The 20,874-nt window shown below is 52.6% G+C and carries 22 protein-coding genes; 3 read left to right on the top strand and 19 right to left on the bottom strand.

The features are described 5' to 3' along the window. Positions 1–8 precede the first annotated feature (8 nt). From Pla144_RS00275 to Pla144_RS00205, 15 genes are all read right to left on the bottom strand, one after another. A complete protein-coding gene (locus tag Pla144_RS00275; protein ID WP_197530275.1) occupies positions 9–1,061 on the bottom strand; it encodes an aldo/keto reductase in 1,053 nt (350 codons plus the stop codon). A gap of 194 nt (positions 1,062–1,255) precedes the next feature. Then, on the bottom strand, positions 1,256–2,179 hold the full coding sequence (locus tag Pla144_RS00270; protein WP_146447331.1) for a DoxX family membrane protein: 924 nt from the start codon (positions 2,177–2,179) through the stop codon (positions 1,256–1,258). 207 nt (positions 2,180–2,386) lie between these two features. Further along, positions 2,387–2,776 (bottom strand): hypothetical protein, encoded by a 390-nt coding sequence (locus Pla144_RS00265; protein WP_146447330.1) that lies wholly within the window; start codon positions 2,774–2,776, stop codon positions 2,387–2,389. Between the two features lie 49 nt (positions 2,777–2,825). Next, a complete protein-coding gene (locus Pla144_RS00260) occupies positions 2,826–4,250 on the bottom strand; it encodes a sodium:solute symporter family protein (RefSeq protein ID WP_146447329.1) in 1,425 nt (474 codons plus the stop codon). 149 nt (positions 4,251–4,399) lie between these two features. Further along, entirely contained in the window at positions 4,400–4,792 is a 393-nt protein-coding gene (locus Pla144_RS00255) for a DoxX family protein (protein WP_197530274.1), read from the bottom strand. 34 nt (positions 4,793–4,826) lie between these two features. Then, positions 4,827–5,408 carry an SRPBCC family protein gene (locus tag Pla144_RS00250; RefSeq protein ID WP_197530273.1) on the bottom strand — a complete coding sequence of 194 codons (582 nt, stop codon included), beginning with the start codon at positions 5,406–5,408 and terminating at the stop codon, positions 4,827–4,829. A 49-nt stretch (positions 5,409–5,457) separates the two neighbouring features. Then, positions 5,458–5,874 carry a VOC family protein gene (locus tag Pla144_RS00245; RefSeq protein ID WP_146447328.1) on the bottom strand — a complete coding sequence of 139 codons (417 nt, stop codon included), beginning with the start codon at positions 5,872–5,874 and terminating at the stop codon, positions 5,458–5,460. A 114-nt stretch (positions 5,875–5,988) separates the two neighbouring features. Next, on the bottom strand, positions 5,989–6,624 hold the full coding sequence (locus Pla144_RS00240; protein ID WP_197530272.1) for a DUF1579 domain-containing protein: 636 nt from the start codon (positions 6,622–6,624) through the stop codon (positions 5,989–5,991). Between the two features lie 78 nt (positions 6,625–6,702). After that, a complete protein-coding gene (locus Pla144_RS00235; RefSeq protein ID WP_197530271.1) occupies positions 6,703–7,062 on the bottom strand; it encodes a YciI family protein in 360 nt (119 codons plus the stop codon). A gap of 49 nt (positions 7,063–7,111) precedes the next feature. Beyond that, complete coding sequence (locus tag Pla144_RS00230) at positions 7,112–7,468, bottom strand: YciI family protein (protein ID WP_146447325.1); 357 nt, start codon at positions 7,466–7,468, stop codon at positions 7,112–7,114. Between the two features lie 318 nt (positions 7,469–7,786). Next, positions 7,787–8,212 (bottom strand): YciI family protein, encoded by a 426-nt coding sequence (locus tag Pla144_RS00225; RefSeq protein WP_231936106.1) that lies wholly within the window; start codon positions 8,210–8,212, stop codon positions 7,787–7,789. A gap of 134 nt (positions 8,213–8,346) precedes the next feature. Beyond that, a complete protein-coding gene (locus Pla144_RS00220) occupies positions 8,347–8,766 on the bottom strand; it encodes a VOC family protein (RefSeq protein ID WP_146447323.1) in 420 nt (139 codons plus the stop codon). 66 nt (positions 8,767–8,832) lie between these two features. Then, a complete protein-coding gene (locus Pla144_RS00215; RefSeq protein ID WP_146447322.1) occupies positions 8,833–9,291 on the bottom strand; it encodes an SRPBCC family protein in 459 nt (152 codons plus the stop codon). A 92-nt stretch (positions 9,292–9,383) separates the two neighbouring features. Next, on the bottom strand, positions 9,384–9,776 hold the full coding sequence (locus Pla144_RS00210) for a YciI family protein (protein WP_231936105.1): 393 nt from the start codon (positions 9,774–9,776) through the stop codon (positions 9,384–9,386). A 112-nt stretch (positions 9,777–9,888) separates the two neighbouring features. Further along, positions 9,889–11,148 carry an RNA polymerase sigma factor gene (locus Pla144_RS00205; protein ID WP_146447321.1) on the bottom strand — a complete coding sequence of 420 codons (1,260 nt, stop codon included), beginning with the start codon at positions 11,146–11,148 and terminating at the stop codon, positions 9,889–9,891. A 234-nt stretch (positions 11,149–11,382) separates the two neighbouring features. Between Pla144_RS00205 and Pla144_RS00200 the strand changes: the two genes are divergently transcribed. Together Pla144_RS00200 and Pla144_RS00195 are read left to right on the top strand one after the other, a co-directional pair. After that, on the top strand, positions 11,383–13,299 hold the full coding sequence (locus Pla144_RS00200; RefSeq protein ID WP_197530270.1) for a sodium:solute symporter family protein: 1,917 nt from the start codon (positions 11,383–11,385) through the stop codon (positions 13,297–13,299). Between the two features lie 6 nt (positions 13,300–13,305). After that, positions 13,306–14,418 (top strand): glycoside hydrolase family 18 protein, encoded by a 1,113-nt coding sequence (locus Pla144_RS00195; RefSeq protein ID WP_146447320.1) that lies wholly within the window; start codon positions 13,306–13,308, stop codon positions 14,416–14,418. A 31-nt stretch (positions 14,419–14,449) separates the two neighbouring features. Here Pla144_RS00195 and Pla144_RS00190 read toward each other — a convergent pair whose 3' ends face one another. Beyond that, entirely contained in the window at positions 14,450–16,093 is a 1,644-nt protein-coding gene (locus Pla144_RS00190; protein WP_197530269.1) for a glycosyl hydrolase, read from the bottom strand. 667 nt (positions 16,094–16,760) lie between these two features. Between Pla144_RS00190 and Pla144_RS00185 the strand changes: the two genes are divergently transcribed. Then, entirely contained in the window at positions 16,761–17,048 is a 288-nt protein-coding gene (locus tag Pla144_RS00185) for a hypothetical protein (RefSeq protein WP_146447318.1), read from the top strand. 141 nt (positions 17,049–17,189) lie between these two features. Here the strand turns inward: Pla144_RS00185 and Pla144_RS00180 are convergent, their stop codons facing one another. From Pla144_RS00180 to Pla144_RS00170, 3 genes are all read right to left on the bottom strand, one after another. After that, on the bottom strand, positions 17,190–19,163 hold the full coding sequence (locus tag Pla144_RS00180) for a glycoside hydrolase family 113 (RefSeq protein WP_146447317.1): 1,974 nt from the start codon (positions 19,161–19,163) through the stop codon (positions 17,190–17,192). Positions 19,164–19,181: 18 nt separating this feature from the next. Then, positions 19,182–19,586: a hypothetical protein gene (locus Pla144_RS00175; RefSeq protein WP_197530268.1), complete on the bottom strand. Its 405-nt coding sequence runs from the start codon at positions 19,584–19,586 to the stop codon at positions 19,182–19,184. An 88-nt stretch (positions 19,587–19,674) separates the two neighbouring features. Beyond that, positions 19,675–20,871 carry a DUF1559 domain-containing protein gene (locus Pla144_RS00170; RefSeq protein WP_146447315.1) on the bottom strand — a complete coding sequence of 399 codons (1,197 nt, stop codon included), beginning with the start codon at positions 20,869–20,871 and terminating at the stop codon, positions 19,675–19,677. Positions 20,872–20,874: the final 3 nt, after the last annotated feature.

The raw sequence follows: 20,874 nt of genomic DNA, 5'->3' as shown, positions 1-20,874 counted from the left end.
TTGTTAATTCACCGATCCACTTTACCGCCAACTTCCCAGGGTGGGAACTCTTCGCCGCCAGCAATATTGCCCCAGTTCATTTCGACCCACTCGCGGGGATAGCCTTGATTGAAGGGAACCACGTTCGTTAGTCTGTCGCGCAATTCTTGCGGCAAATCCCAATCTCCCGCTGGAAGCCAGTCAGTCACCTGCTCGTCGCACTTAGCACCGACAATCACTGCTGTCACGCGGCGATCTCCTAACAGCCAAGCTAAAGCAGTCTGTGCGGCGCTAACCCCCGTTTCCTTGGCCACGGCCACTACCTCGTCGATGATGCGAAAGCTATCGTCATTCCAATAGCGTGGCAGATCAACTGCGGCACGCAGTCCGACACGCGACTCCTTGGAGGGTCCACGTTCTTTGTCGTACTTGCCTGCCAAGAGCCCTCCACCGATAGCACTCCAGCAAAGCATCCCCATCCCCTGGTCGGTACATGCAGGAAGTACTTCCCGTTCGATATCTCGACGAAGCAGATTGTAGAGATGCTGTCCGCTGATCATACGAGTAAGCCCTAGCTTTTCGGCCAGCGCATTGGCCTTCACCATTTGCCAACCGAAGAAATTGCTACAGCCGATGTAGCGGACCTTGCCGCTATGGATGAGATCATCGAGAGTCCGGAAGGTTTCTTCGAGCGGCGTGAAAGGATCAGGCCCGTGAAGTTGATAGAGATCGATAAAGTCGGTTCCCAATCGTCGCAGGCTTGCATCGACCGAAGAGAGAATATGCTTGCGTGAGAGTCCTTTGGCATTGGGTGAGTCGCCCATGCGAAACCAACACTTCGTGGCAATCACCAGTTCATCGCGGTTGTGCGAAACGATTGCCTTGCCGAGAAAATCCTCGGAGATCCCCTTGGAGTACATGTCGGCGGTGTCAATAAAATTGCCGCCCCCTTCAATGAATCGGTTCGTGATGGCGATTGAAGTGGCCTCGTCGCAGCCCCAACCCTCCATGCCGAACGTCATCGTTCCCAAACACACCCGCGAGACCAAAAGCCCCGACTCGCCAAGATATCGGTATTTCATGCGATTCGCTCCGCGGCTATTCCTCTGAAAAACCACCATTCTAACAGGAGTGCCGAGGTCTGGTCAGGTCTCCCTGATCACTGGATCGCTGGGCTTCTGAACTTAAGTGGTCAGAGGCACATGATTTCAGAATTTGATGCCTTTCAATAACTGCATCAAGCTTTGGCATTCTTGCGATCGCAGAGTGCATGCCTTCACTTTACCGCAGCGGCCCGGGCCTCCACCCGATAGGTCAGATTTTTCAAATCCAACGTAACTGCGTAAGAACCTGCTTCGGGAAGAAATGCTCGTATGTTGTTTGTCGAATTATTCCCATCGTCCAGTTCAGCAACGCCACTGGCCGGTAATCCAACTTCTATCTGATCAGAATCTCCCAAATTGCTCCGCCAGTCACTATTCACAACGAACTTAAACTCCACCTCTCCTGCAGCATCCACATCAAAAGTTGTTTGCCACAATTCCTCCGCATTCTGCGTCATAAGGTCCGTGTTGAGATTCCAACTATTAAAGCTACCGGCCAACGAGATTTCTTCAACCTTGGCATCTGGGTCAACTTGAGGGGGCGGAGCTTGCATTTCCCACCGCAATGCTATTCCCACTAACAGGACAGGAAAGACTAGTGCCATCGGTGCTAAGCCAGCCGCAGGAGGAGCACTTGAACTAGCAGCGTTATCCCTCCGGCGGAAGAGTGCATCGAGCGAAATCCTTCCTCCACCCATCATCGTAAACAAGACAAGCATCCAAAAATACATTTGCGCAATATGCATCTCACCGAGAGAATTCTTGTGAAACACAAACGAAGCGACGCCCATAGTCAACCCAGCAAAAAAAGCAGCAGGGCGTGTACACAAGCCTAATGCCAGTAGTGCGCCGCCAACGAATTCCGAGGCACTGGCCAGAAACGCCATTATCTCTGGGAGAGGAAATCCCAATCCGACCACTTGATCTTGAAACCAGCTAACGGTAGGAAACTTCGAAGCCCCGGCTCGACAAATCGTTATCCCAAGATATACGCGGGCTACGAATAGGCCAGTTTCACCCAACCAACTGCTGGCAGCCGCGCCACTAAACAGCCAGTTGATCCAGCCGAATTTATTCGAGTCATTTTTATTGGGCATCGCAGATCTCTTTAAATCAGAAGTGCTTTGTTTATCTCACGAGAAATATCCGCGAACGGACCTGATATTTAACATGTCCGCCTCCCTGGCTATTGACATCAGTGGTTATCAGATTCGTGCTTTGCCAGACTAGCTGAATCACCTTCAAAGAGTCAATTGCGGCAAGGTCGAAAGGGTTGACCCTATCTCGGATTAGCGGCACGGGCGTCACCGGCAATCCAGCTTCCCCTGATCCTGCTTGCGCATCTTCCACGCAGCAGCGGCATACTCTCTATCGAGCCGCGCCAGCCGGACCTTACGCACGTCGAGTGTCCGCTTGCCACCCATGGGATGCTTCACCAACACGAACGGCAAGCAAACCGCCTTCACTTTCAACGGCACGCCGCCTGACTCGGGGATGTAGCATAAGCGTACCAACTCTTCCCGCCGTTGGGTCACGGCATCGCTGCACCAAAAGAACGATGGAACGTCGTAGAATACATGCAGTAACGATACGTAATCCCCTGCGCGGATTTCCTCCGGCGCAAGCGGCTTCGCGAGCGAGAGTGCGCTACCTGTCTCATTGTCTTCGTATTGTGTCAGTCGAGAGGTTGCCATTCAGGGGAAGACACCACTCTCAAGGCAAGGTTCGATTGGAACCTCGAATTCATGCAAGTGTTTCCTTGCCATTCCTAGGCAAAGGTGCAATCGACCCGGCCCACATCCCTACCCCTGCCATCAACAACCCCGCAAGCTGCTGGGGGAAATAGTTGCCAAGCGGTGTGGCCATGAACAGAATCCACGTGCCGACACCCAGCACGATCGACATGATCGCACCCATGTTGGTTGCCCGATTCCAGTGTAGTCCGCATACCAACGGTACAAACGCCCCGACCAGTGGCACCTGGTAGCTGCTTGACACGAGATCGTAAACCGAAGTGCCGTGCATGATGATTGAGTACACTAGCACCCCTGCGGTGAACACCAGCACGGTCAACCGCATCAGCCGCAACTCTAGGGCATCATCCATACCGGGCCAGACATTCTTGAGTACGTTCTGCACGAACACCGTCGCCGGTGCGAGGATTGTTGAAGAGGCCGTCGACAATATCGCCGACAACAACGCCCCAAAGAATAGCACTTTGGTCACCGCAGGCATGTGTGTCATAACTAGCGTCGGCAACACATGCTGAGGATCTTTTTCCACCAACTCGGCCGTCTCCGTGGGCATGATCACCAGACTGCACGCCACGATAAACATCGGCACGAAGGAGAAAAGAAGATAGCCTGAGCCGCCGATGATTGGACCCCAAACAGCAATGTTTTCTCGCTTGGCCGACATCACTCGCTGAAACACATCCTGTTGCGGAATCGAGCCGAGCATGATCGTAATCCCCGCCCCGAGATAAAACATAGTCTCTCTGAACGTGAGCGGCGGAAAGAATTCTAGCATCTCCTTCTCCGTGGCTACCTCGATGACCTTGGCAGGTCCTCCTGCGAGATTGCTAGCCATAACAGCAATCGCTGCCAAACAGAAGACGATGATCACCATCTGGATGGTATCCGTAACAGCCACCGACCACATGCCGCCAAAGTAAGTAAACAGCAGCACCACGACCGTCCCAATGCAAGTCCCAGCGAGCGGGCTGATCGCCCCGTCGGTCAACAGCGAGAAGACGATCCCCATCGCCGTGATTTGTGCAGCGACCCAACCCAGATACGAAATGAGGCTGACTCCCGAGCAAAACAGTTCAACGCCCACACCGTACCTCTGGCGATAGAAATCGTTGATAGTCAGCAGCGACATGCGGTAGAGCTTACGGGCAAAAAACAACCCCACGAGTATCAAGCAAAACGATGCCCCCCACGGATCCTCCGCGGTTTCTACCATCCCCCCTTCGAGAAACTTCGCAGGGATGCCAATCACCGTCTCCGAGCCAAACCACGTGGCAAAGGTCGTGCCGATGATTACTCCCATCGGTAGCGCCCGCCCTGCGACGGTGTAGTCCGCTGTATTCTTAACACGCCGCGCAAACCAGAGGCCCATCGCGATCGAGGCCAAGAGGTAGAGGGTGACAAAGAGAATTAGCATTGCGGGTGTGATCCTAGCGCAAAGTCAATCGCTTACGGCAACGATGGCTGAATGCGATAGGCTAACAGCACAATCCGCGAAATGTAATGGTCAACTCGGAGAGAGCGCAGAGAAAAACGGTTGAAACCCATGTCAATTGGGTGAAACTCTCAACGCAGGGGCAACAAAGCCCGCACACGAGGATCGCGGAGATAGAGTCCCAACCAGACCAAGACACCAAAAATAGCTGGACCAATGAAGGGTTCGCCGATCCGCACATGGGTTGCGATTGCCCCGCCCAAGTAGCCGGTGAGTAAGATCGCTCCCAGCACTGCCGTGCGTGGCATCATGTAGAGCAGCGTAGAGACGAGTTCGACGATTCCCAGGGCCAAGGCGAGATTCGCCGGCCAGCCAAGGTGCTCAAATCCTTCCACTAAGGGGGCCGGCCTTAGCAATTTCATGACACCGCTCATGACGAGCAAAGCTATCGGAATCGCGCTTACGATCCATCCCGCCCACAGCATCTTTTTGGAGACAGTACTTTCTTGGATTTCGGTCGCCATGAATTGTTCCCTTCACTTTCGAGTCTAAACCATACTACTGACGAGTTTTGTCTTCCACAATCTGTTTCAAGCTAGCTAGTCCTTCTTCGTACTTGTCCCCAATCATTTTATCCATGTCCATGATAAGGCAAAACGCCTTGCTGATGAAGTTATTCCTGCCGTACATGCTCCAAGTGACTTTTGTCTCGTCTCCATCCGGCTTCAGGGTGAATTCAGTTGTACTGCTGTCTTCGAAGGGCCGGGTAAATGCAAGCCGAATGCGCACTAGCTCGTTGGGCTTGCTCTCAGTGATCGTCATACTCCCGGCACCGACATCGTCGTTGCCATCCCAACGAAAGACCGCTCCCTCCCCTGCATCTGGTCCATCGAAAGAGTTCTTCGCCTCGGGGTCGAGCTCAATCCACGGGGACCATGCCTCCCAATTATGAAAATCATTTACTTCCGCGAAGACTGCCGCCGCCGGAGCGTTCATGGTCGCCGTTCTCTCAACGCGGAACTCCGAGGGTTGGATGGCGATCAGGCCCACGAGCAAAAACAAGACTACAACCAATCCCAATAGGATCTTTGAAAAAATCGACCTGCTATTTCGCGTGGATTGCTGAACCAATGGTTCCATTTCTGTAGTTTCCAACATTGCATCATGACTCCGATGTTCTATCTTGCAACTAACTTTCCATAGGGACGGTAATCATCCATCCGATTCCGAATTGGTCCGTCAGCATTCCAAAACGTGGCGACCAGAAGGTTTCTCCTAAAGGCATGCCTACTTTGCCACCTTCTGCCAACGCCGCAAATACTCGGTCAGCCTCAGCCGCAGAAGCTGCGGAAAGCGACAACGAAAATCCGCTGAAAGTTGAGCCTTCGTCGCAGCCGTCGGAAGCCATCACAATGGAATCGCCGATTTGGAAAGTAGCGTGCATTACTTTGTTTTCGAAGCCCGGTGGCACGGCCCCGGGTGGCGCGGGTTCCGGGCTTTCGTTGAATCGCATCATCATCTCGACCTTGGCACCAAGGGCCTTGGTATAGTAATCGAGTGCCTCTTCGCAGCGGCCGCCGAAGAACAGGTAGGGTTGGACAAACATGATACCTCCACTGAAATACAAGCAAAAATATCCCTCGCATAGACGCTGAGGGCAAACTATTAATTCAATATGCTCAGCGTCTATGCGACTCCGCGGGCGAATACACTTTCCGACTCACTTCCGTGTGAAATCGATGTGCATCATCTTGAATTCTTCACCGGACTTAGGGTCGGCACCAAACATATCGAACGTTTTAGTATCGGGACCGGTGACGGTCTCAACCTCTCGCATCACGACGGGCTTCTTGGTGATGGGACAATTGTAAGTAAATTCCCACGTGAGGGTTTTACCGTCGTCCGACAATTCTCCCACGCCGTTCATGATGCCCGTGCCATGGTTATCCATCCAATTACAGATGAATTCCTGGGACACGTTGTCATAGCCACAAATACCCATCCCGTGGTAAGGACCCATGCCGGGCATCTCCCCCTCCATATCACACTTAATAAAACGGCCATCCATCAGCGGGGAATAAGTGGCCGTGCCACCACTTTTCATAGGCTCGGTGTTGGGTGCCATCCACATAGTGGTCTCGCAATCCCAGGTGCCAATATCCTGGGCCAGCCGCTCGTGCATCTTGCCGGGGGTGCTGGCCATCATGACCGCTTGCATGTCTTCCATCGTCCAGCCCGTTGGCAATTGCATCTCACCCTGGTCGGCAGGTGCCGACTCAGTCGAAGTAGCGGCGATAGCTAGCGCCCCACAGAAGGCTGCTATGCCAAGACTAAGAATGAAACTCTTCGTGTTCATGGGAACCTCCATACAGAAAAAGGAAACGGAGCATCCGCCACGCTGCGAATGCAATCAAGAGTCTAACATACGCGACAATCAGTCGAGAACCGGCAACCCCGCCAGCTCCTCCACGGGGCGAACCTCGACGGTACCAAGCCGCGCTCCAGGATGTCTGCTAGCTATTTCAATCGCTTCGCTGATATCTTTGACGTCGATCAAGTGGAAACCTCCGAGCACTTCGCGAGTTTCTGCAAAAGGGCCGTCTGTGACTACCTTTTTCCCATCACGAACCCTCACACTGGTAGCCGTTGCAACGGGGTGAAGTGGTGCAGACAGGATGTATTGTCCCTTCTCATGGAGTTGATGAGTGAGTTGTATCGCTTCTTGGATCGCCTCTTTATATGCGGCTTCTCCGGCTTGTTGCCAAGCTTGTTCGTCATCGTAACATAGCAACATGTATTTCAATATTCTTGCTCCCCTCTTTTCGATGCTACGGATCGGGTCTTCATCGTGATGGCAATCCCGCCAGCTCTACAACAGGCCGAACTTCGACGGTTCCTTTGCGAGCGGATGGAATGCGACCGGCAATGGCGATCGCCTCGTTGAGATCCTTAGCTTCTACAATAAAATACCCACCGAGTTGTTCACGCGTCTCGGCAAACGGGCCATCGGTCACCATCCGTTGGCCGTCACGAACACGAACGCTAGTTGCTGTCGTCACTGACTGGAGGCGCGAAGCGGAGACAAACTGGCCTCGCTCATTCAGCTCGTGAGAGAGTTCCGTAGACTCCGCAAAGCAGTGCTCCCGCTCTTCTTCTGTCCAGTCTTGTTCATCTGAGTAAATCAAGAGCATGTATTGCATAAGTATCTCTCCAAAGGGCTATGTGCTTGACAATTGCGCTAGATGAGTTTCAGGCGATCGTAGTTTTGTTTCTGTGCCGAAGAAAGGTATTGGTTCATGTTTTTTTTTATCGGGATCTGAATTGAACAAGATACGCCAAGTCGTGCTGAGTGAGTACAATTAAGTTCGACGTGTACGAATGAGTTGGCAATGAACGTTCACCGTAGTTTTAAATGATATTTGCCGCTGTAGGTTTTTTGCCACATAGCCGGAACAACACTCTGGCCTGGGCGACCTGGAGGCAAGTGTGCCTCCGGCTACGGTTATTTATGTGCGAGATCAAGTTTTACTGAGCTTCTCCGCTTCAGCGCGCAATCGTTCTTCCTGCTCGCGAAGTTCTGGCGTGAACTCGGCACCAAAATCTTCTGCTTCATAAACTTGGCGAATCTCGATTTCGCTCTCTTGGTCAGGATGCGGGTTGGGACATTTTTTCACCCACTTGATCGCCTCGGCCAGCGAATCACATTTCCAAATCCAATAGCCGGCGATCAGTTCCTCGGTCTCAGTGAACGGTCCATCGACTACCGTCCGCTTCTCGCCGGAGAATTTCACACGGGCACCTTTGGAACTGGCTTGCAGCCCTTCGCCTGCCAGCATGATGCCGGCGTCTACCAACTCTTCATTAAACTTACCCATTTCAGTAAGCAGTTTTTCGCTGGGCATCACACCCGCTTCGGAATCTTTGCTTGCTTTTATAATGACCATGAATCGCATTCGTTTCCCCTTTCTTGGGATGGAGTGGTTTGACTACTGGCAATTTCAAATCGTTTCCCGGCCCCAACAATTATGAAAACGGCGGGCCGGGGTGTCGGGAAAGGTACATGTAGTTCGAAAGGCCCTCACTTTGCATCTTCACATGGTGGAATCGCCATTGGGTCCATCCACATCGGCTCCCATACGTGGCCGTCTGGGTCAGCAAAGCTGCGGCTATACATGAAACCATGATCTTGCTTCGAGTTGATGTCCTTAGTCCCACCATTCTTGGCCGCGATCTCATTCATCGTATCGACCGTTTCACGATTATCACACGATACGCACAGCGCCACCTCGGAGGACGTTGCTGGTGGTATCGGGCGAGTAGTGAAAGTTCGCCATTTGTCGTGCGTCAGCAACATCACGTAGATCGCCTCGCTCCACACCATGCAAGCCGCCGTTTCGTCGGTAAACTGAGGGTTGTTCTCAAATCCAAGGGCCTCATAAAACGCCGTTGACGCCTTGAGATCAGCAACCGGTAGATTCACGAAGATCATTTTTTCCATCTTGATTTTCCTTAAGGATCAACTTGTTTTGGTTTCATACAGTTCCAAATTCATTGATTTAATTGTTCACACACCATCCGGAATTTCCGGTTCAACCAGCTGGGCAAGCTGAAATAACGAATCCTGCCAGCCGAGGTAACACATCTCAGCCGGTATGGCCGCAGGAAGGCCTTCGTGCAAGATATCGATTTCGGTGCCACAACTCACCGATCGCAACGTGATGGTCTTGGTCATGTCACCTGCCAGGCTGAGATCATCGAATTTGTCGGCCAGGCGGATTCGCTCGCCGGGAATCAGCTCCAGGAAAGTGCTCTCGAAGGCATGGCTGTTTCCCGTCCCAAAGTTACTGAAGGACATGTGATAGCTCCCGCCCACTCGTGGGTCGATCCGATCGATCTTGCCAACAAAGCCGTACGGCGGCAGCCATCGGCATAACGCGTCGGGGTCGACAAATGCTTTGTAGATGCGCTCCGCAGGGGCGCGAAGCACACGGTGCAATCGAACAGAATCATTTGCGTTAGACATGAAAAAAATCTCCTCCTCTCTCAACTTTGTAGTTGCGCTCGCTAGAGCGCGGCGAGAATGCGCGTCCACCGTCTGGCGTCCGTGGCTACAACTTAACCTTTGAACGCGGCATCGCGTTCGGCCACAAGCGCATTAACCTGCTCATCAGCTGGACGAATCTCAAAGGGTCCCATTTTCACGCCCGGGTGCTTGGACATCAAGCTGATTGCGTGGTTCAGATCGCGTGCTTCGAGCAAGAGAATGCCTCCCAGCATTTCCTTCGTTTCAGCGTACGGTCCGTCCGTCACAGCGACATTTCCATTGGTGAACCGCAATGTTACCGCTTCTCTAGCCGATTTAAGGGCTTCCCCGCCAAGAAAGTGACCACCTCGACGCAGTTCGTCGTCGTAGTCAAAACACTCATTCATCAGCCGCTGGCCTTCTTCCTCCGGCACCGACTCCCACTTTGATTCCTCGATAAATCCCATGCACACGAATTTCATCATGCCACCTCAACAATAGATTGTTCTAAACCGGCAAAAAATGGCCTGTTTCCAAGTAGTCGAATGGTAAATGGGCAAATCGACAGTACTGGCGAAATATTTTCATTTTTTGGGGTTATTGATCGGCGGTCTCTTTAAGCATCGCGATTTTCTTACTCAGAAAACGCCGCTCGGGCTCTTGCTTAGCCAAGGTTAATGAGTGATTAAATGAAGACTGCGCTTCCGCTAAGCGACCCATACGCCTCAGAAGCTCACCTTGCGCCGAGTAAGCAAGGTAGTATTCAGTCAGATCACCACGTTGGAGAATCGCCTCGATGAGAGCGAGACCAGCCTCGGGGCCATCACACATGGCGATGGCAACTGCTCGATTAAGCTCAACGACCGGAGAAGGAGCCGCGCGAAGCAAGAGATCATAGTGAGCTACAATTTGCTGCCAATCGGTCTCAGCAGCGTTGGCAGCGTCCGCGTGCACCGCCGAGATCGCAGCTTGGATCGTATATTCACCAAAGTGGCCCGAAGATAGCGAACTCTGTACGAGTGATTTCCCTTCAGCAATCAAATCACGGTCCCATAGCTCCCGGTCTTGATCTTCCAGTAGTATGATATCCCCTTCAGGCGAGAGTCGGGCCGTGCGACGTGAACTGTGCAGCAACATCAATGCCAGTAAGCCCATGACCTCTGGATCGGGAAGCAATTGCAACAGCAGCCGTGCTAAGCGAATCGCCTCATCCGAAAGATCTGTACGCGTCACTTCTGCACCTGCTGACGCAGAATAGCCCTCGTTAAACACCAGATAAATTACTGAAAGCACCGCCTCAATCCGTTCAGGTAAATCAGCCAGAGACGGAATGGCAAAAGGAATCTTCGCGTCACGAATCTTGGCCTTCCCACGAACGATTCGCTGGGCCATCGTCGGCGGTGAGGTCAAGAATGCGCTCGCGATCTCTTCCGTTGTCAATCCGCACACCTCTCGCAACGTCAGTGGCACCTGAATCTTTGGATCGATTGCTGGGTGACAGCAAGTAAATATCAGTCGCAGGCGATCATCAGCCACCTGCTCTTCGTTGGTTAGTTCGTTCTCTGACGTGTCGATACGCTGCGCGAGCGTTTCCAGCGAGGCATCAAAACGAGCTCGACGGCGCATGGCGTCGATGGCCTTAAAACGCCCCGCCGAAACAAGCCAAGCACGAGGATTGTCCGGCACCCCTTCACGGGGCCACTGCTGAAGCGCCGCAGCAAAGGCATCGGAAAGCGATTCCTCAGCCAGATCAAAATCACCGAGTAACCGGACAAGCGTAGCAAACACCCGCCGCGACTCGGTGCGGTAGATCGAGTCCACTAAGTCTGGAACAGACTCGGCCGAGGTGTCGGTCATCGGGTTGCTTCCTGGCGGGCTGGTTCATGAGTAACCATTGCTTCATTGTAACGAACGATTGCAATCGGCAGCAATCCTTGGCTGGTAGACAATAGAAAACTTCGGTAACAACTTTGTATTCGGACAGGCTCCGAACATGGTGAACTTCTTTTTACCTCTTTGATCGTCTTGCAATTTCAACTATTGTGATCTGCGTGAACTGGTAAACTAAACCGCACAGAAGACTTAGTCCTTTTGCATATACCACAAATCATGATTCTAGCTGCAAGTTACTCAATCCAGCTTCACGCGATCGACTACGCGATCATCGCCATATTTTTTGTAGTGGTGGTCGGGATCGGCATTTGGGCGTCTCGATCTGCGGGGGAGAGTTCTGCGGAGTTCTTCCTGGGAGGACGTGGGATGCCCTGGTGGCTCTTGGGAATCTCGATGGTGGCGTGCACATTCTCTGCCGATACGCCCAATCTGGTGACAGGCATGGTGCGGGAAAGCGGTGTCTCCAAGAATTGGGCCTGGTGGGCGTTTCTTATCACGGGCATGGTCACCGTATTTATCTACGCCAAGCTCTGGCGGCGCAGCAACGTGATGACCGACCTCGAGTTCTATGAACTACGCTACGGCGGAAAGCCCGCTTCTTTTCTGCGTGGGTTTCGCTCTATCTACCTGGGCATCTTTTTCAATGTCCTGATCATGGCTTCGGTCACCCTGGCGATCATCAAGTATGGCTCGCTCATGTTCGGCCTGGAAAAATGGGAATGCGTGCTCTATGGATCACTCGGCGTGGTGATTTATGCCACACTCGGCGGTCTCAAGGGGTGCATCTGGGCCGACTTCTTCCAATATGGCATCGCTATGTTTGGCGCGGTCTATGCTGCCGTGGTTGCCTTGGGCGAGGCAGCTAAAACGGCTGCCGAAAGGGCGGTCGAAGCTGGCACGATTGCGACTGATCAGGCGACAGAGTTCGCTAGGAACTATTCCATGGCCGACCTGCTGCATGAAGCCAACGTGTCTGGCAAAATTAAGATATTTCCTGACTTCTCTGATTCGGCACAATGGGTGCCGTTGCTTTTCATTCCGGTTGCCGTGCAGTGGTGGTCAGTGTGGTATCCGGGCGCCGAACCTGGAGGTGGAGGCTACATCGCCCAGCGGATGTTGGCCGCCAAGGATGAGAAGAATGCCATCGGTGCAACACTGCTCTTCAATTTTGCCCACTATGCTTTGCGCCCCTGGCCGTGGATCATCGTTGCACTTGCCTCGCTGGTTTGCTTTCCAGAGTTGACAGACATCCAGTCAGCTTTCCCGCATGTCAATGAATCGGTCATCGCCCAGGACATCGCCTATCCGGCAATGATCTCTAAGCTGAAGCCAGGATTTCTCGGGATCGTGATTGCTTCGATCATTGCGGCTTATATGTCTACCATCGGAACACACTTGAACTGGGGTTCTTCCTATGTTGTGAACGATTTTTACAAACGATTTGTCAAACCGAGTGCTACTGAAAAAGACCTGGTCCAGAAGGGACGCATCAGCACGGTCCTGTTGATGGTTTTGGCGGGATCTCTCTCGCTGGTACTTACCAGCGCGACCGAGGCATTCAACATCTTGCTACTTTCCGGGGCTGGATCGGGGGCCATTTATCTTTTGCGCTGGTTCTGGTGGCGAATCAACGCCTGGTCAGAGATATTTGCGATGGTCGTCTCCGCTCTCTTCGCCTTCGCGCTCGTATTGATTGTCGATGATAGTGCAACGACTTGGGGCCCTATCGATGGATTCACAGGGAAACTCTTGATCAGCGTGGCGGCTACGACCGTTGCCTGGCTCGTGGGCACCTTCGTAACCAAGCCAGAGAGCAATGCGACCCTGCGAAGCTTCTTTCGTCGATGTCATCCGGGTGGTCCAGGCTGGGCAAAGGTCGTCGCCGAAGCACGCTCTGACGGGGACATGATCGACGAGAAGATTCACGGTCAGGCGTGGGAAATGCCCGTGCAGCTTTTGTGTGTGTTTCTCGGGTGCGTGGCCATTTACTGTTCGCTCTTTACGATCGGTGGCATCGTGTATGGCAATCTGGTTCAGGCCTGGGTACTCGGGGGAGGTGCCCTGTTGAGTACGTTCATCTTATTTAAGCTCTTTAGTCGATTGCGAACGGAGTAATCAATCATGCGTATCGCGAATTTCGTAAACGCACTCTTGCTTGGCATACTGGCTTATTCCAACGCTTACCCGGCAACACCGAGCAAAGTGACCCCTGAAAAGGTCTTCTTGGGATACGTTGCCGGCATGCCAAGCGAAATCAACTTTGACCTGTATACCCATCTTGCACATGCCTTCCTCGTGGCGGAGAAGGACGGAAGCCTGCAATCAGGAGACGCCGTTCCCAACCGCGAGCTAACGCGGGATGCCCACGATGAGGGTGTAAAGGTCTTGATCTCTCTAGGAGGTTGGGGTTACGACGAAAACTTTGCTGCGATGTCGCTCGATGCAGAAGCCGAGGATCGCTATGTCCAGGCCGTTATGGATATTGTCGCCAAGTACGATTACGATGGAATTGACTTGGACTGGGAATACCCTGATACGAATATTGAGATCGTTGGTTTCGAGCGATTGTCTCGCCGCTTTCGCAAATTGCTCGACGAGTTGGGCGAGAAGAAGGATCGGGCCATGGTTCTAACGATGGCAGCGGCATCGCATCCGCGGACTTTGGGATGGCTCAGCAACGAATTTCTTCTAGAGACCATGGATTGGGTCAACATCATGACCTATGACTACACTGGTCGCTGGGCTGAATTTGCCGGTCACCATGCTCCTCTACATTCCTCTTCCGAAGATCCAAAGCGCCCTGCGCTCTCCACCGAGTCGACGATAAAATATCTTTTGGAGGAACGCCACTTTCCTCCGGACAGGTTGACAGTGGGTATTCCACTCTATGGGAAAGTATTTGCTGTAAAAAAACCTTATGCATCCACGCTCAATGCACCCCGGCCGAGCAAAGAGGCTCTGACATTTCGGCAAATTTCTAAATTGAAAAACACTCCGAATTGGAAAAGATTCTGGGACGACGAAACGAAGAACCCCTGGCTAATAGCCCAGGATGGCTCGGAGATTATCTGCTATGACGATAGCCAGTCGATTGCCCTCAAAACAGAGTGGGCAATGAAGCAGGGGCTCCGCGGTGTCTTCTTCTGGGAAATCGCCGGCGACCGCTTGGCTGATGGCAGTAACCCCCCTCAGGAAGCTGCTAAGAAGAAACTAATCGAGAAAGGCAGAAGGTGACCCGTTATCTTGCTAGCGCCCAGGTATGCACCTAAGATTCGCGGCGACCTCTACAAGAGAATACTAGTGCAGCGCTCAGCATCAGCATCCACGGGGATGGCTCAGGCACGGTAGCCAAGCCTGCGTCGCTCATGTTAAGGGCGAAGTTGGCCTTGATATTCGCCAGCCCAGTGTCCGACCCATCCCACCTCTGCCACCACAAAAAGTCGTTGCCGTCTATGTCTCCGTCGTTGTCGTAGTCGCCGTCGCTCGGTACGGCACTAGCCCACGGGAACCAAGGTAACTCGTCGACGGTAAGCACATTCTCATCGCCCAGCGTGTTTTGGAGTTGCTGCGCGGTGAAATTGGAATCGAACCCATTCCAAGTCGAGAAGTAGTTCCAGGCGATGCCCCACCGTTCCATTTCATCCGCGTCAGGGAGAGTGCCCGATTCGGAGAGCGCAATTAGTTTATTCCCGTTGTACCGGTCTAAAGCGTCCAGCCAAGGTCCACTCATGTTATCGCTGGGGTCGGTGTAGATATCCAAACCTACCATGTCGACCCTATCGTCACCTGGGTACCAGTCGGAGTCGCCCAGGTCCGTGAATTCCCAAATCAGGTTGTCCAGGCCATGATGGTTGGTGAGACGGTCGTACATGATGTTCCACAACTCTTTGAAGTTATCCGAGCCGTGGGCTCCCCACCAGAACCAACCACCCTCTGCCTCGTGCAGCGGGCGCCAAATGACAGGGATGCCGGCAGTCTCAAATTTCTGCAGCTCAACTGCGATCGTGTCGATGTCGCTGATGATCTTGTTGTAGTCGGCGCCACCAGGGTTATTTAGAGCGCCGTTAAGATCGAACGTAGTCGAGTTGGTGTAGAAGCCGCGCCACCATTCCATGCCCGGCTGGTCGATCAAGTCGTCCGGGGCGTTCCAGTGCCACGTCATGCTCACAACACCGCCAGTCTGCTGCGCCCATGCGATCGTATCCTCGGTTTCGTTATGGTTGAGCTGGCCGTGAATCGTGCGGGATGGGGAATAGTTGATGAAGTCCGAACCCCGGACAGCAGGCAGCAGGCCCCATGACTTGGACACATAGCTGTTGGGTGGAAACGTGTTCGTACCCGAGTTTACGTCGTGCTGCAGCCCGCTCATTGTTTTGTTTCCGTAGATGTCGGTAAGGAACTGCATCAACATGCGAGTGCGACTATCAGAGTTGGCATTCACCAAAGTCGCCGAGACGGGTAACACTTCGGTTGGTTCATAGGTGCGAAACTCAAGATAGTCAACGTCGTGGTAGCCCCAGTACTGAGAAATTGAAGCCGCGCTGAGTCCACCGCTGACAGAGAACAATCCCGCCAGGTCGTCGCCGAAGGTGGAAGAGGCATCGAACATTCCGCTCCCTGAAACACCACCGACATCAAAGTAATAGCCCTTCTCGCCGAAAGGAGATCGGTAGCCAACCCACATCTCGTACTGACCATCGGGAAGGTCTAGAGGCTCAACAGTGACTCTGTTGTTGCTGTCGCCACTGTTGAACCGGACATATTGCGAACCTGAGGCGCCGCCGTTGGACTGAATGGACGTGCCGTTGCCACTTAGAATGCCATTTTCGGCTTCATACCGATAGGTCTGCGCAGACACTTCACTAACGAACAGCCCGACAATTGAAGCAGCTAATAGGGGTAGCTTCACTTTTCTGTTTCTCACTCTTGGAAGTCGAACACGCCTAACTTGCGACATCATGCAAGCGGATATGCGGCGCGAGGTCGAAACGCTAGCAATGAAATGGGCTCCCTGAAGGCAGGGAAATGTCTTCCCACTCATTATATCATAGCGATGCTTTCCGAGCATCTCTCACGTGGCGTTTTCCCCTGTATTCTTTCGCATAGATCGCAGTGCGAACTGGAATTGGTCGTCGGAAGAGACGTATTGGCTCCCAGAGTTACGGAAGACACTCCGATAACTGTCCTAAAGCCGGAGGTACTTCGCCACAGCGAACAATCAAGTCACACTTCACTTCGAAGAACGACTTCGTTCGTGTCCGTATCGACGATGACGAGCCCTTCTTCAGTGCAACTTTGACTGCCAAGCAGCACTCGGTTGTTGTTCCAGTCAGAACAGGTTCCACAGCACAGATGACCCCATCAGCCATACCAACTGCATTAACCATAAGCGTTGTCAAAGAGTATCGGCTTAAATTGAACGGGGGCAATTCTCATCTACGCTAGTGCCTTGACCTAAACGTTGACCTACCAAACCTGTTTTCCCTAGCGTGTGAGCGTCACGTTTGTGGTTAGTTTAGGTAATTCTTCCAGAAGTCGTCCCAGCTGCCGGGTTGGCTCAGGTACAGCGCGCGGAGATGACAGACCGCGTCGGAACCCGCCACGCTCCAGCGCATGCCGCTGCCTCTGAGTCGATTGCCGACGAAGCCGGCATTTCCCGGTTGTGGGGTGGAATTCATGTTCCTCCCGACGACTTCGCGGGACGCATCATGGGATCTGCGATAGGCATCGGTGCCTATCAATTTGCGAATCAGCATTTTGGAGTCATCCCCGAGCCAGCAAGCGGAGTCTTGCTTCTCCTCGCCAGCAGCCTGATACTTGCTGGGAGGCCAGGAAAGAAACGGAAATCGGGAACATCGAAGTAGAAATCGATATGATCGGTTTGCTATCTTAATTCTCTAGTCGCGTGACGGAGTGTTTGGGACTCTATCGCTAGAAGCAGACCTAACCTGTTTGTCCTGACGTCTTCTCAGAATTCAAGAACAGATCGATCTATTGTGCTCTACTCATACGGCAAGTTTGCGTCTAAAAAGAATTCCTGCACCAAAAGCTATCAACCAGCAGGTAGCAGGCTCAGGAACGACTGTCGACGTAGCTAGAAATGGCACGTTAGCAAATTGGGCTTGCCAAATGGCCAAGTCGCTGGAATCGACAATGTTGTCCCCGTTGGCGTCGCCTTGAGCCAAGGTTGTCCCTGTACCAAAGCCACGTTGCCAAGCCAAGAAATCTTGGCCGTCGACATCGCCGTCGCCATCGAAGTCGGCATTTGCGATATCGGGAAACAAATCGGTGAGTGCGATGTTATCGATATACATCGTGGCATTGCTGCCGTTGGGCCAGGCCCCGTCGAAGCCAATATGCAGTGCCAGCCCACTCAATCCTGTCGTAAGATTAAAAGTGTTAAGAGGAATCTCGACGTGAAACGATTGTGAAACCCGACCGTTGATATCTGCAAAGGGATAAGCCTGGGTCCAGGCTCCCGGTGTGGGCTGAAAGGAAACGTGCATGTTGAGGTCACTCAGTCCACTAGGGAGTGCCGCCGCATCGTAGGTGACATCCAGCTCTAGCACATAGTTGTTAATGTTGTCGTTGAGAGCAGACTGCATCGCTTGAAGTTGCGTTCCTGTCATTTGTACTCGGGCGTCCCAGGTCCAATCGTCGTCGGTTTTCGTAATCGCCAGGCTGTGGGTTCCCTCGGTCGCTCCCGTGCCGGTGGCTTGTGCGAGACTACTTACGCTATTGCCACTGAAACCGGGAAATGAAAAACCGTCCAGACCGGCCTCAAAGCTATACAGGACTTGCGTGGCCGGCGTTGTTGTCGTGCCCCCAGGATCAGGATTGGTTCCTTTGACGAAACTAGAAAGCCACTGTGCGGTCTGTTGATTGGTGGGTTGATTTCCTCCATTGGGATTCATATTCCACTGGCTCCCGCCGGAGCCTTGCATATCCCATTGCCAAATGTGGGTAGCGAGAAATTCTCCAGCGGCCTTACGACCATCAAGGGCCCGCATCAAGCCCTCGAATGCCATATTTTGTTCGTCACGGTCGAGTGTGCCACTGCCGTTCTGAGGGTTGACCGTAGTCCCATTGTAGGGCAAATAACCTACTTCAGTGAATTCGACGGGCAATCCTGCACCCCCTTTTCGGGCAGCGGCGAAAGGAAGAATCTCGTTGTCGAGCTTGTTGTTCCAAGCATTTTCGACTTGGGTGATAAAGTTGAGATTCGGATAAGACCCTGAAGCGTTGGACTGTCCACTAGACAGCAAATTCGTGAAATAGGAATCGATGCCAATGTAGTCGATCGCTAGGTGGTCCCAAATCGTGTTCGCAGTGTTAGTGCTGTTGTAGCTATCCCAATTCGAGGCATAGCCGAGCGACCCGCTGAAAACCGAATCGACGGCGTTGATCACCGACGTCCACTTGGCATTGTTTCCCGTGTTGAGTTCCAGGGCGCGCAATTCAGTCCCCACGGTCATCGAGTCGGCACCGTTGGCCTGGGCAACAGCTGCCACGTCGACGAGGTATTGCTGATAGTCGTTCCAGAACGTGTTGGACTCGGCACTCCCTGGAGAAGGGTTGTAAGTCCCTCTCCAGCCAGTAAATCCAACGGGCTCCACGAAGGGATTAACCGTCACCCGCATACCAAGCTGCTTGCCGCGGATTATTCCAGCAGCAATGTGGCTCAGTTCAGGGCCGCTGCTCGACGAGCTAGCAATAGAACCCGATCCTGGCGTATAGAATCGCACAGGGCTGAGCGACACCTCATCGAAGCCTGCATTGTAGGCCGCCTGCACAGCGTTTTGCCAGACTGTGGCACCGTTGGCGAAGTTACCCCAGGAGACCAAGTTGAAACCCACGCCAGGGTCAATTCCTGGTTCGTAAATTGTGGGATTGGCAATAGTGGACTCAGCGAATCCGCCTATCAGAAGCAGGCCTACAGCTATCAAAACGAGAAAAATTTGGCGGTGGACATGATGCATTCGAACCACCGCAGGTGTTTATGGTTTGGGGACTTTGATTTCGAGTGGGGCATCGGCCGTGTCGATGATGAGCGGAGAATCCCCTGCTTGGATATATTCCTTGGGAACTAGCAGTTTGCCGTTTTTGTCGGTTGCATAAAAAATGACGACGCGGTGTTTTCCAGGAATCAATCCATCACCATATTTATAGCTCGTGGCACACTCAAAGTTACCGTTGCTATCGATATCTGCCTGGGCTGGTCGTGGCCTCATGTTTTCCACTTTAGGAGCATCGAGTGCATAAAACTTTAAAACGAAACCACCCGAAGGAATCGGTGTACCGTCTTCATAGGTGACTTGGCCAGAGACCGGAATGTAGTCATAAGGTGACACCGAACCCTGGCAACCTCCAAGCAATGCAAGCAGTAGCGAGGTTTTAAGCATCCTACTTAGGGGAGTCCTCATCATGTTCATTCTTAGAATAGCCATATTAAAGGAGTTGGATAAATGAGTGCCACTTAATCCTATCAGACTATTCAATGATGCCGGATACCATGCCATCCGTAGAGACATTTAGTCTCTGCCATACTCCAAAATTCTGCTGAAGTATGTCATTTGGGTTGGAACAGCCAATACATGCACCTCCCGTGATATTTCCCGAGTCGATAAAATCGCTGATGAATCTCACACTCGCATCGGCCATGGCTACGAAAGCACCGCCGATGTGAACACTTCGCACCACCGATTCACCGCTGGCATTGACGCTGCTGTCGGGCATCATACATTCAGCACGTAGTGTTGCTTCTCCTACATCGGCGATAATGTCGGTTGCCCCTTGCACGTCGTCATCAGAACCACCGCAAGAATTCACGGCACCGAGAACATCGGAAGCATGACGGCAATGGAAGCTCGAACCACACATCCCCATGGCCCAAACTCCTCTGCGATCTCGAGGACTCAGACCAACCCGCATTTCGCCAATCATAATCGTGTTGCTCAATCCATCTGAGATGCGTTTGAGTGCGAATCCCTTGGAATCAACGGGCCCCATGCCGATATTATAGTCGAGGAAGTCGGCAAGTTTACTGCCACTTGCCGCATTATTTCCTGAGGCAATCCGATTATTGTCGTTATTGCCCCAATATTGGTATGCGTTGAGGCCGTAATTGCACCGTGCCCAGGTGAGATTGTTCAAGCCTCCTACAAAAGGATTTCCCCGACCATTGTCACTGGGGCACAACAAAACTGATATCTCGGTAGCTATTTCCTCCACGTCGTTGGGAGTTGTTGAGGCAGAGTCGGTAATCCGTTTCGAATTCGCCGCAGATGCTACGTTCCATTTGGCGTCAATGCGATCGTAGAGATTTGCCAATTCAAGTTGCGGCAACAATTCAATCAACCAGTTGGTGTATAAGACATTATCCACAAGTGTATTCTGAGCCGGACCGTTGGGCACCATGTAAGCAGGAGCAGGATAAGACTTTTTTGTCGACTCATAAGTCATCATCGCCAGTGCGACATTCTTCATGTTATTTTGGCACTGGGTGCGACGTGCAGCTTCGCGCGCGGCCTGCACAGCAGGCAAAAGAAGAGCGACCAGAACCCCTATGATGGCGATTACCACTAACAACTCTACAAGGGTGAACGCCTTTTGCTTAATGCTACTGCATTGCCATAACACGATTCTTACCTCCGCTCCGAGAGACTTATCTTGTCCGCCTCGACTCATTTT

Source organism: Bythopirellula polymerisocia (genome assembly GCF_007860015.1).
GTDB classification, from domain to species: Bacteria; Planctomycetota; Planctomycetia; order Pirellulales; family Lacipirellulaceae; genus Bythopirellula; species Bythopirellula polymerisocia.
The sequence above is the reverse complement of the archived record's forward strand: the minus strand, read 5'-3'. Positions and strand labels throughout refer to the sequence as shown.

Excerpts from the sequence above, each read along its gene's own strand:
- Pla144_RS00275 (WP_197530275.1), bottom strand. The coding sequence starts at position 1,061 with ATGAAATACCGATATCTTGGCGAGTCGGGGCTTTTGGTCTCGCGGGTG.
- Pla144_RS00270 (WP_146447331.1), bottom strand. The coding sequence starts at position 2,179 with ATGCCCAATAAAAATGACTCGAATAAATTCGGCTGGATCAACTGGCTG.
- Pla144_RS00265 (WP_146447330.1), bottom strand. The coding sequence starts at position 2,776 with ATGGCAACCTCTCGACTGACACAATACGAAGACAATGAGACAGGTAGC.
- Pla144_RS00260 (WP_146447329.1), bottom strand. The coding sequence starts at position 4,250 with ATGCTAATTCTCTTTGTCACCCTCTACCTCTTGGCCTCGATCGCGATG.
- Pla144_RS00255 (WP_197530274.1), bottom strand. The coding sequence starts at position 4,792 with ATGGCGACCGAAATCCAAGAAAGTACTGTCTCCAAAAAGATGCTGTGG.
- Pla144_RS00250 (WP_197530273.1), bottom strand. The coding sequence starts at position 5,408 with ATGGAACCATTGGTTCAGCAATCCACGCGAAATAGCAGGTCGATTTTT.
- Pla144_RS00245 (WP_146447328.1), bottom strand. The coding sequence starts at position 5,874 with ATGTTTGTCCAACCCTACCTGTTCTTCGGCGGCCGCTGCGAAGAGGCA.
- Pla144_RS00240 (WP_197530272.1), bottom strand. The coding sequence starts at position 6,624 with ATGAACACGAAGAGTTTCATTCTTAGTCTTGGCATAGCAGCCTTCTGT.
- Pla144_RS00235 (WP_197530271.1), bottom strand. The coding sequence starts at position 7,062 with ATGTTGCTATGTTACGATGACGAACAAGCTTGGCAACAAGCCGGAGAA.
- Pla144_RS00230 (WP_146447325.1), bottom strand. The coding sequence starts at position 7,468 with ATGCAATACATGCTCTTGATTTACTCAGATGAACAAGACTGGACAGAA.
- Pla144_RS00225 (WP_231936106.1), bottom strand. The coding sequence starts at position 8,212 with ATGGTCATTATAAAAGCAAGCAAAGATTCCGAAGCGGGTGTGATGCCC.
- Pla144_RS00220 (WP_146447323.1), bottom strand. The coding sequence starts at position 8,766 with ATGGAAAAAATGATCTTCGTGAATCTACCGGTTGCTGATCTCAAGGCG.
- Pla144_RS00215 (WP_146447322.1), bottom strand. The coding sequence starts at position 9,291 with ATGTCTAACGCAAATGATTCTGTTCGATTGCACCGTGTGCTTCGCGCC.
- Pla144_RS00210 (WP_231936105.1), bottom strand. The coding sequence starts at position 9,776 with ATGATGAAATTCGTGTGCATGGGATTTATCGAGGAATCAAAGTGGGAG.
- Pla144_RS00205 (WP_146447321.1), bottom strand. The coding sequence starts at position 11,148 with ATGACCGACACCTCGGCCGAGTCTGTTCCAGACTTAGTGGACTCGATC.
- Pla144_RS00195 (WP_146447320.1), top strand. The coding sequence starts at position 13,306 with ATGCGTATCGCGAATTTCGTAAACGCACTCTTGCTTGGCATACTGGCT.
- Pla144_RS00185 (WP_146447318.1), top strand. The coding sequence starts at position 16,761 with ATGACAGACCGCGTCGGAACCCGCCACGCTCCAGCGCATGCCGCTGCC.
- Pla144_RS00180 (WP_146447317.1), bottom strand. The coding sequence starts at position 19,163 with ATGCATCATGTCCACCGCCAAATTTTTCTCGTTTTGATAGCTGTAGGC.
- Pla144_RS00175 (WP_197530268.1), bottom strand. The coding sequence starts at position 19,586 with ATGCTTAAAACCTCGCTACTGCTTGCATTGCTTGGAGGTTGCCAGGGT.
- Pla144_RS00170 (WP_146447315.1), bottom strand. The coding sequence starts at position 20,871 with ATGAGTCGAGGCGGACAAGATAAGTCTCTCGGAGCGGAGGTAAGAATC.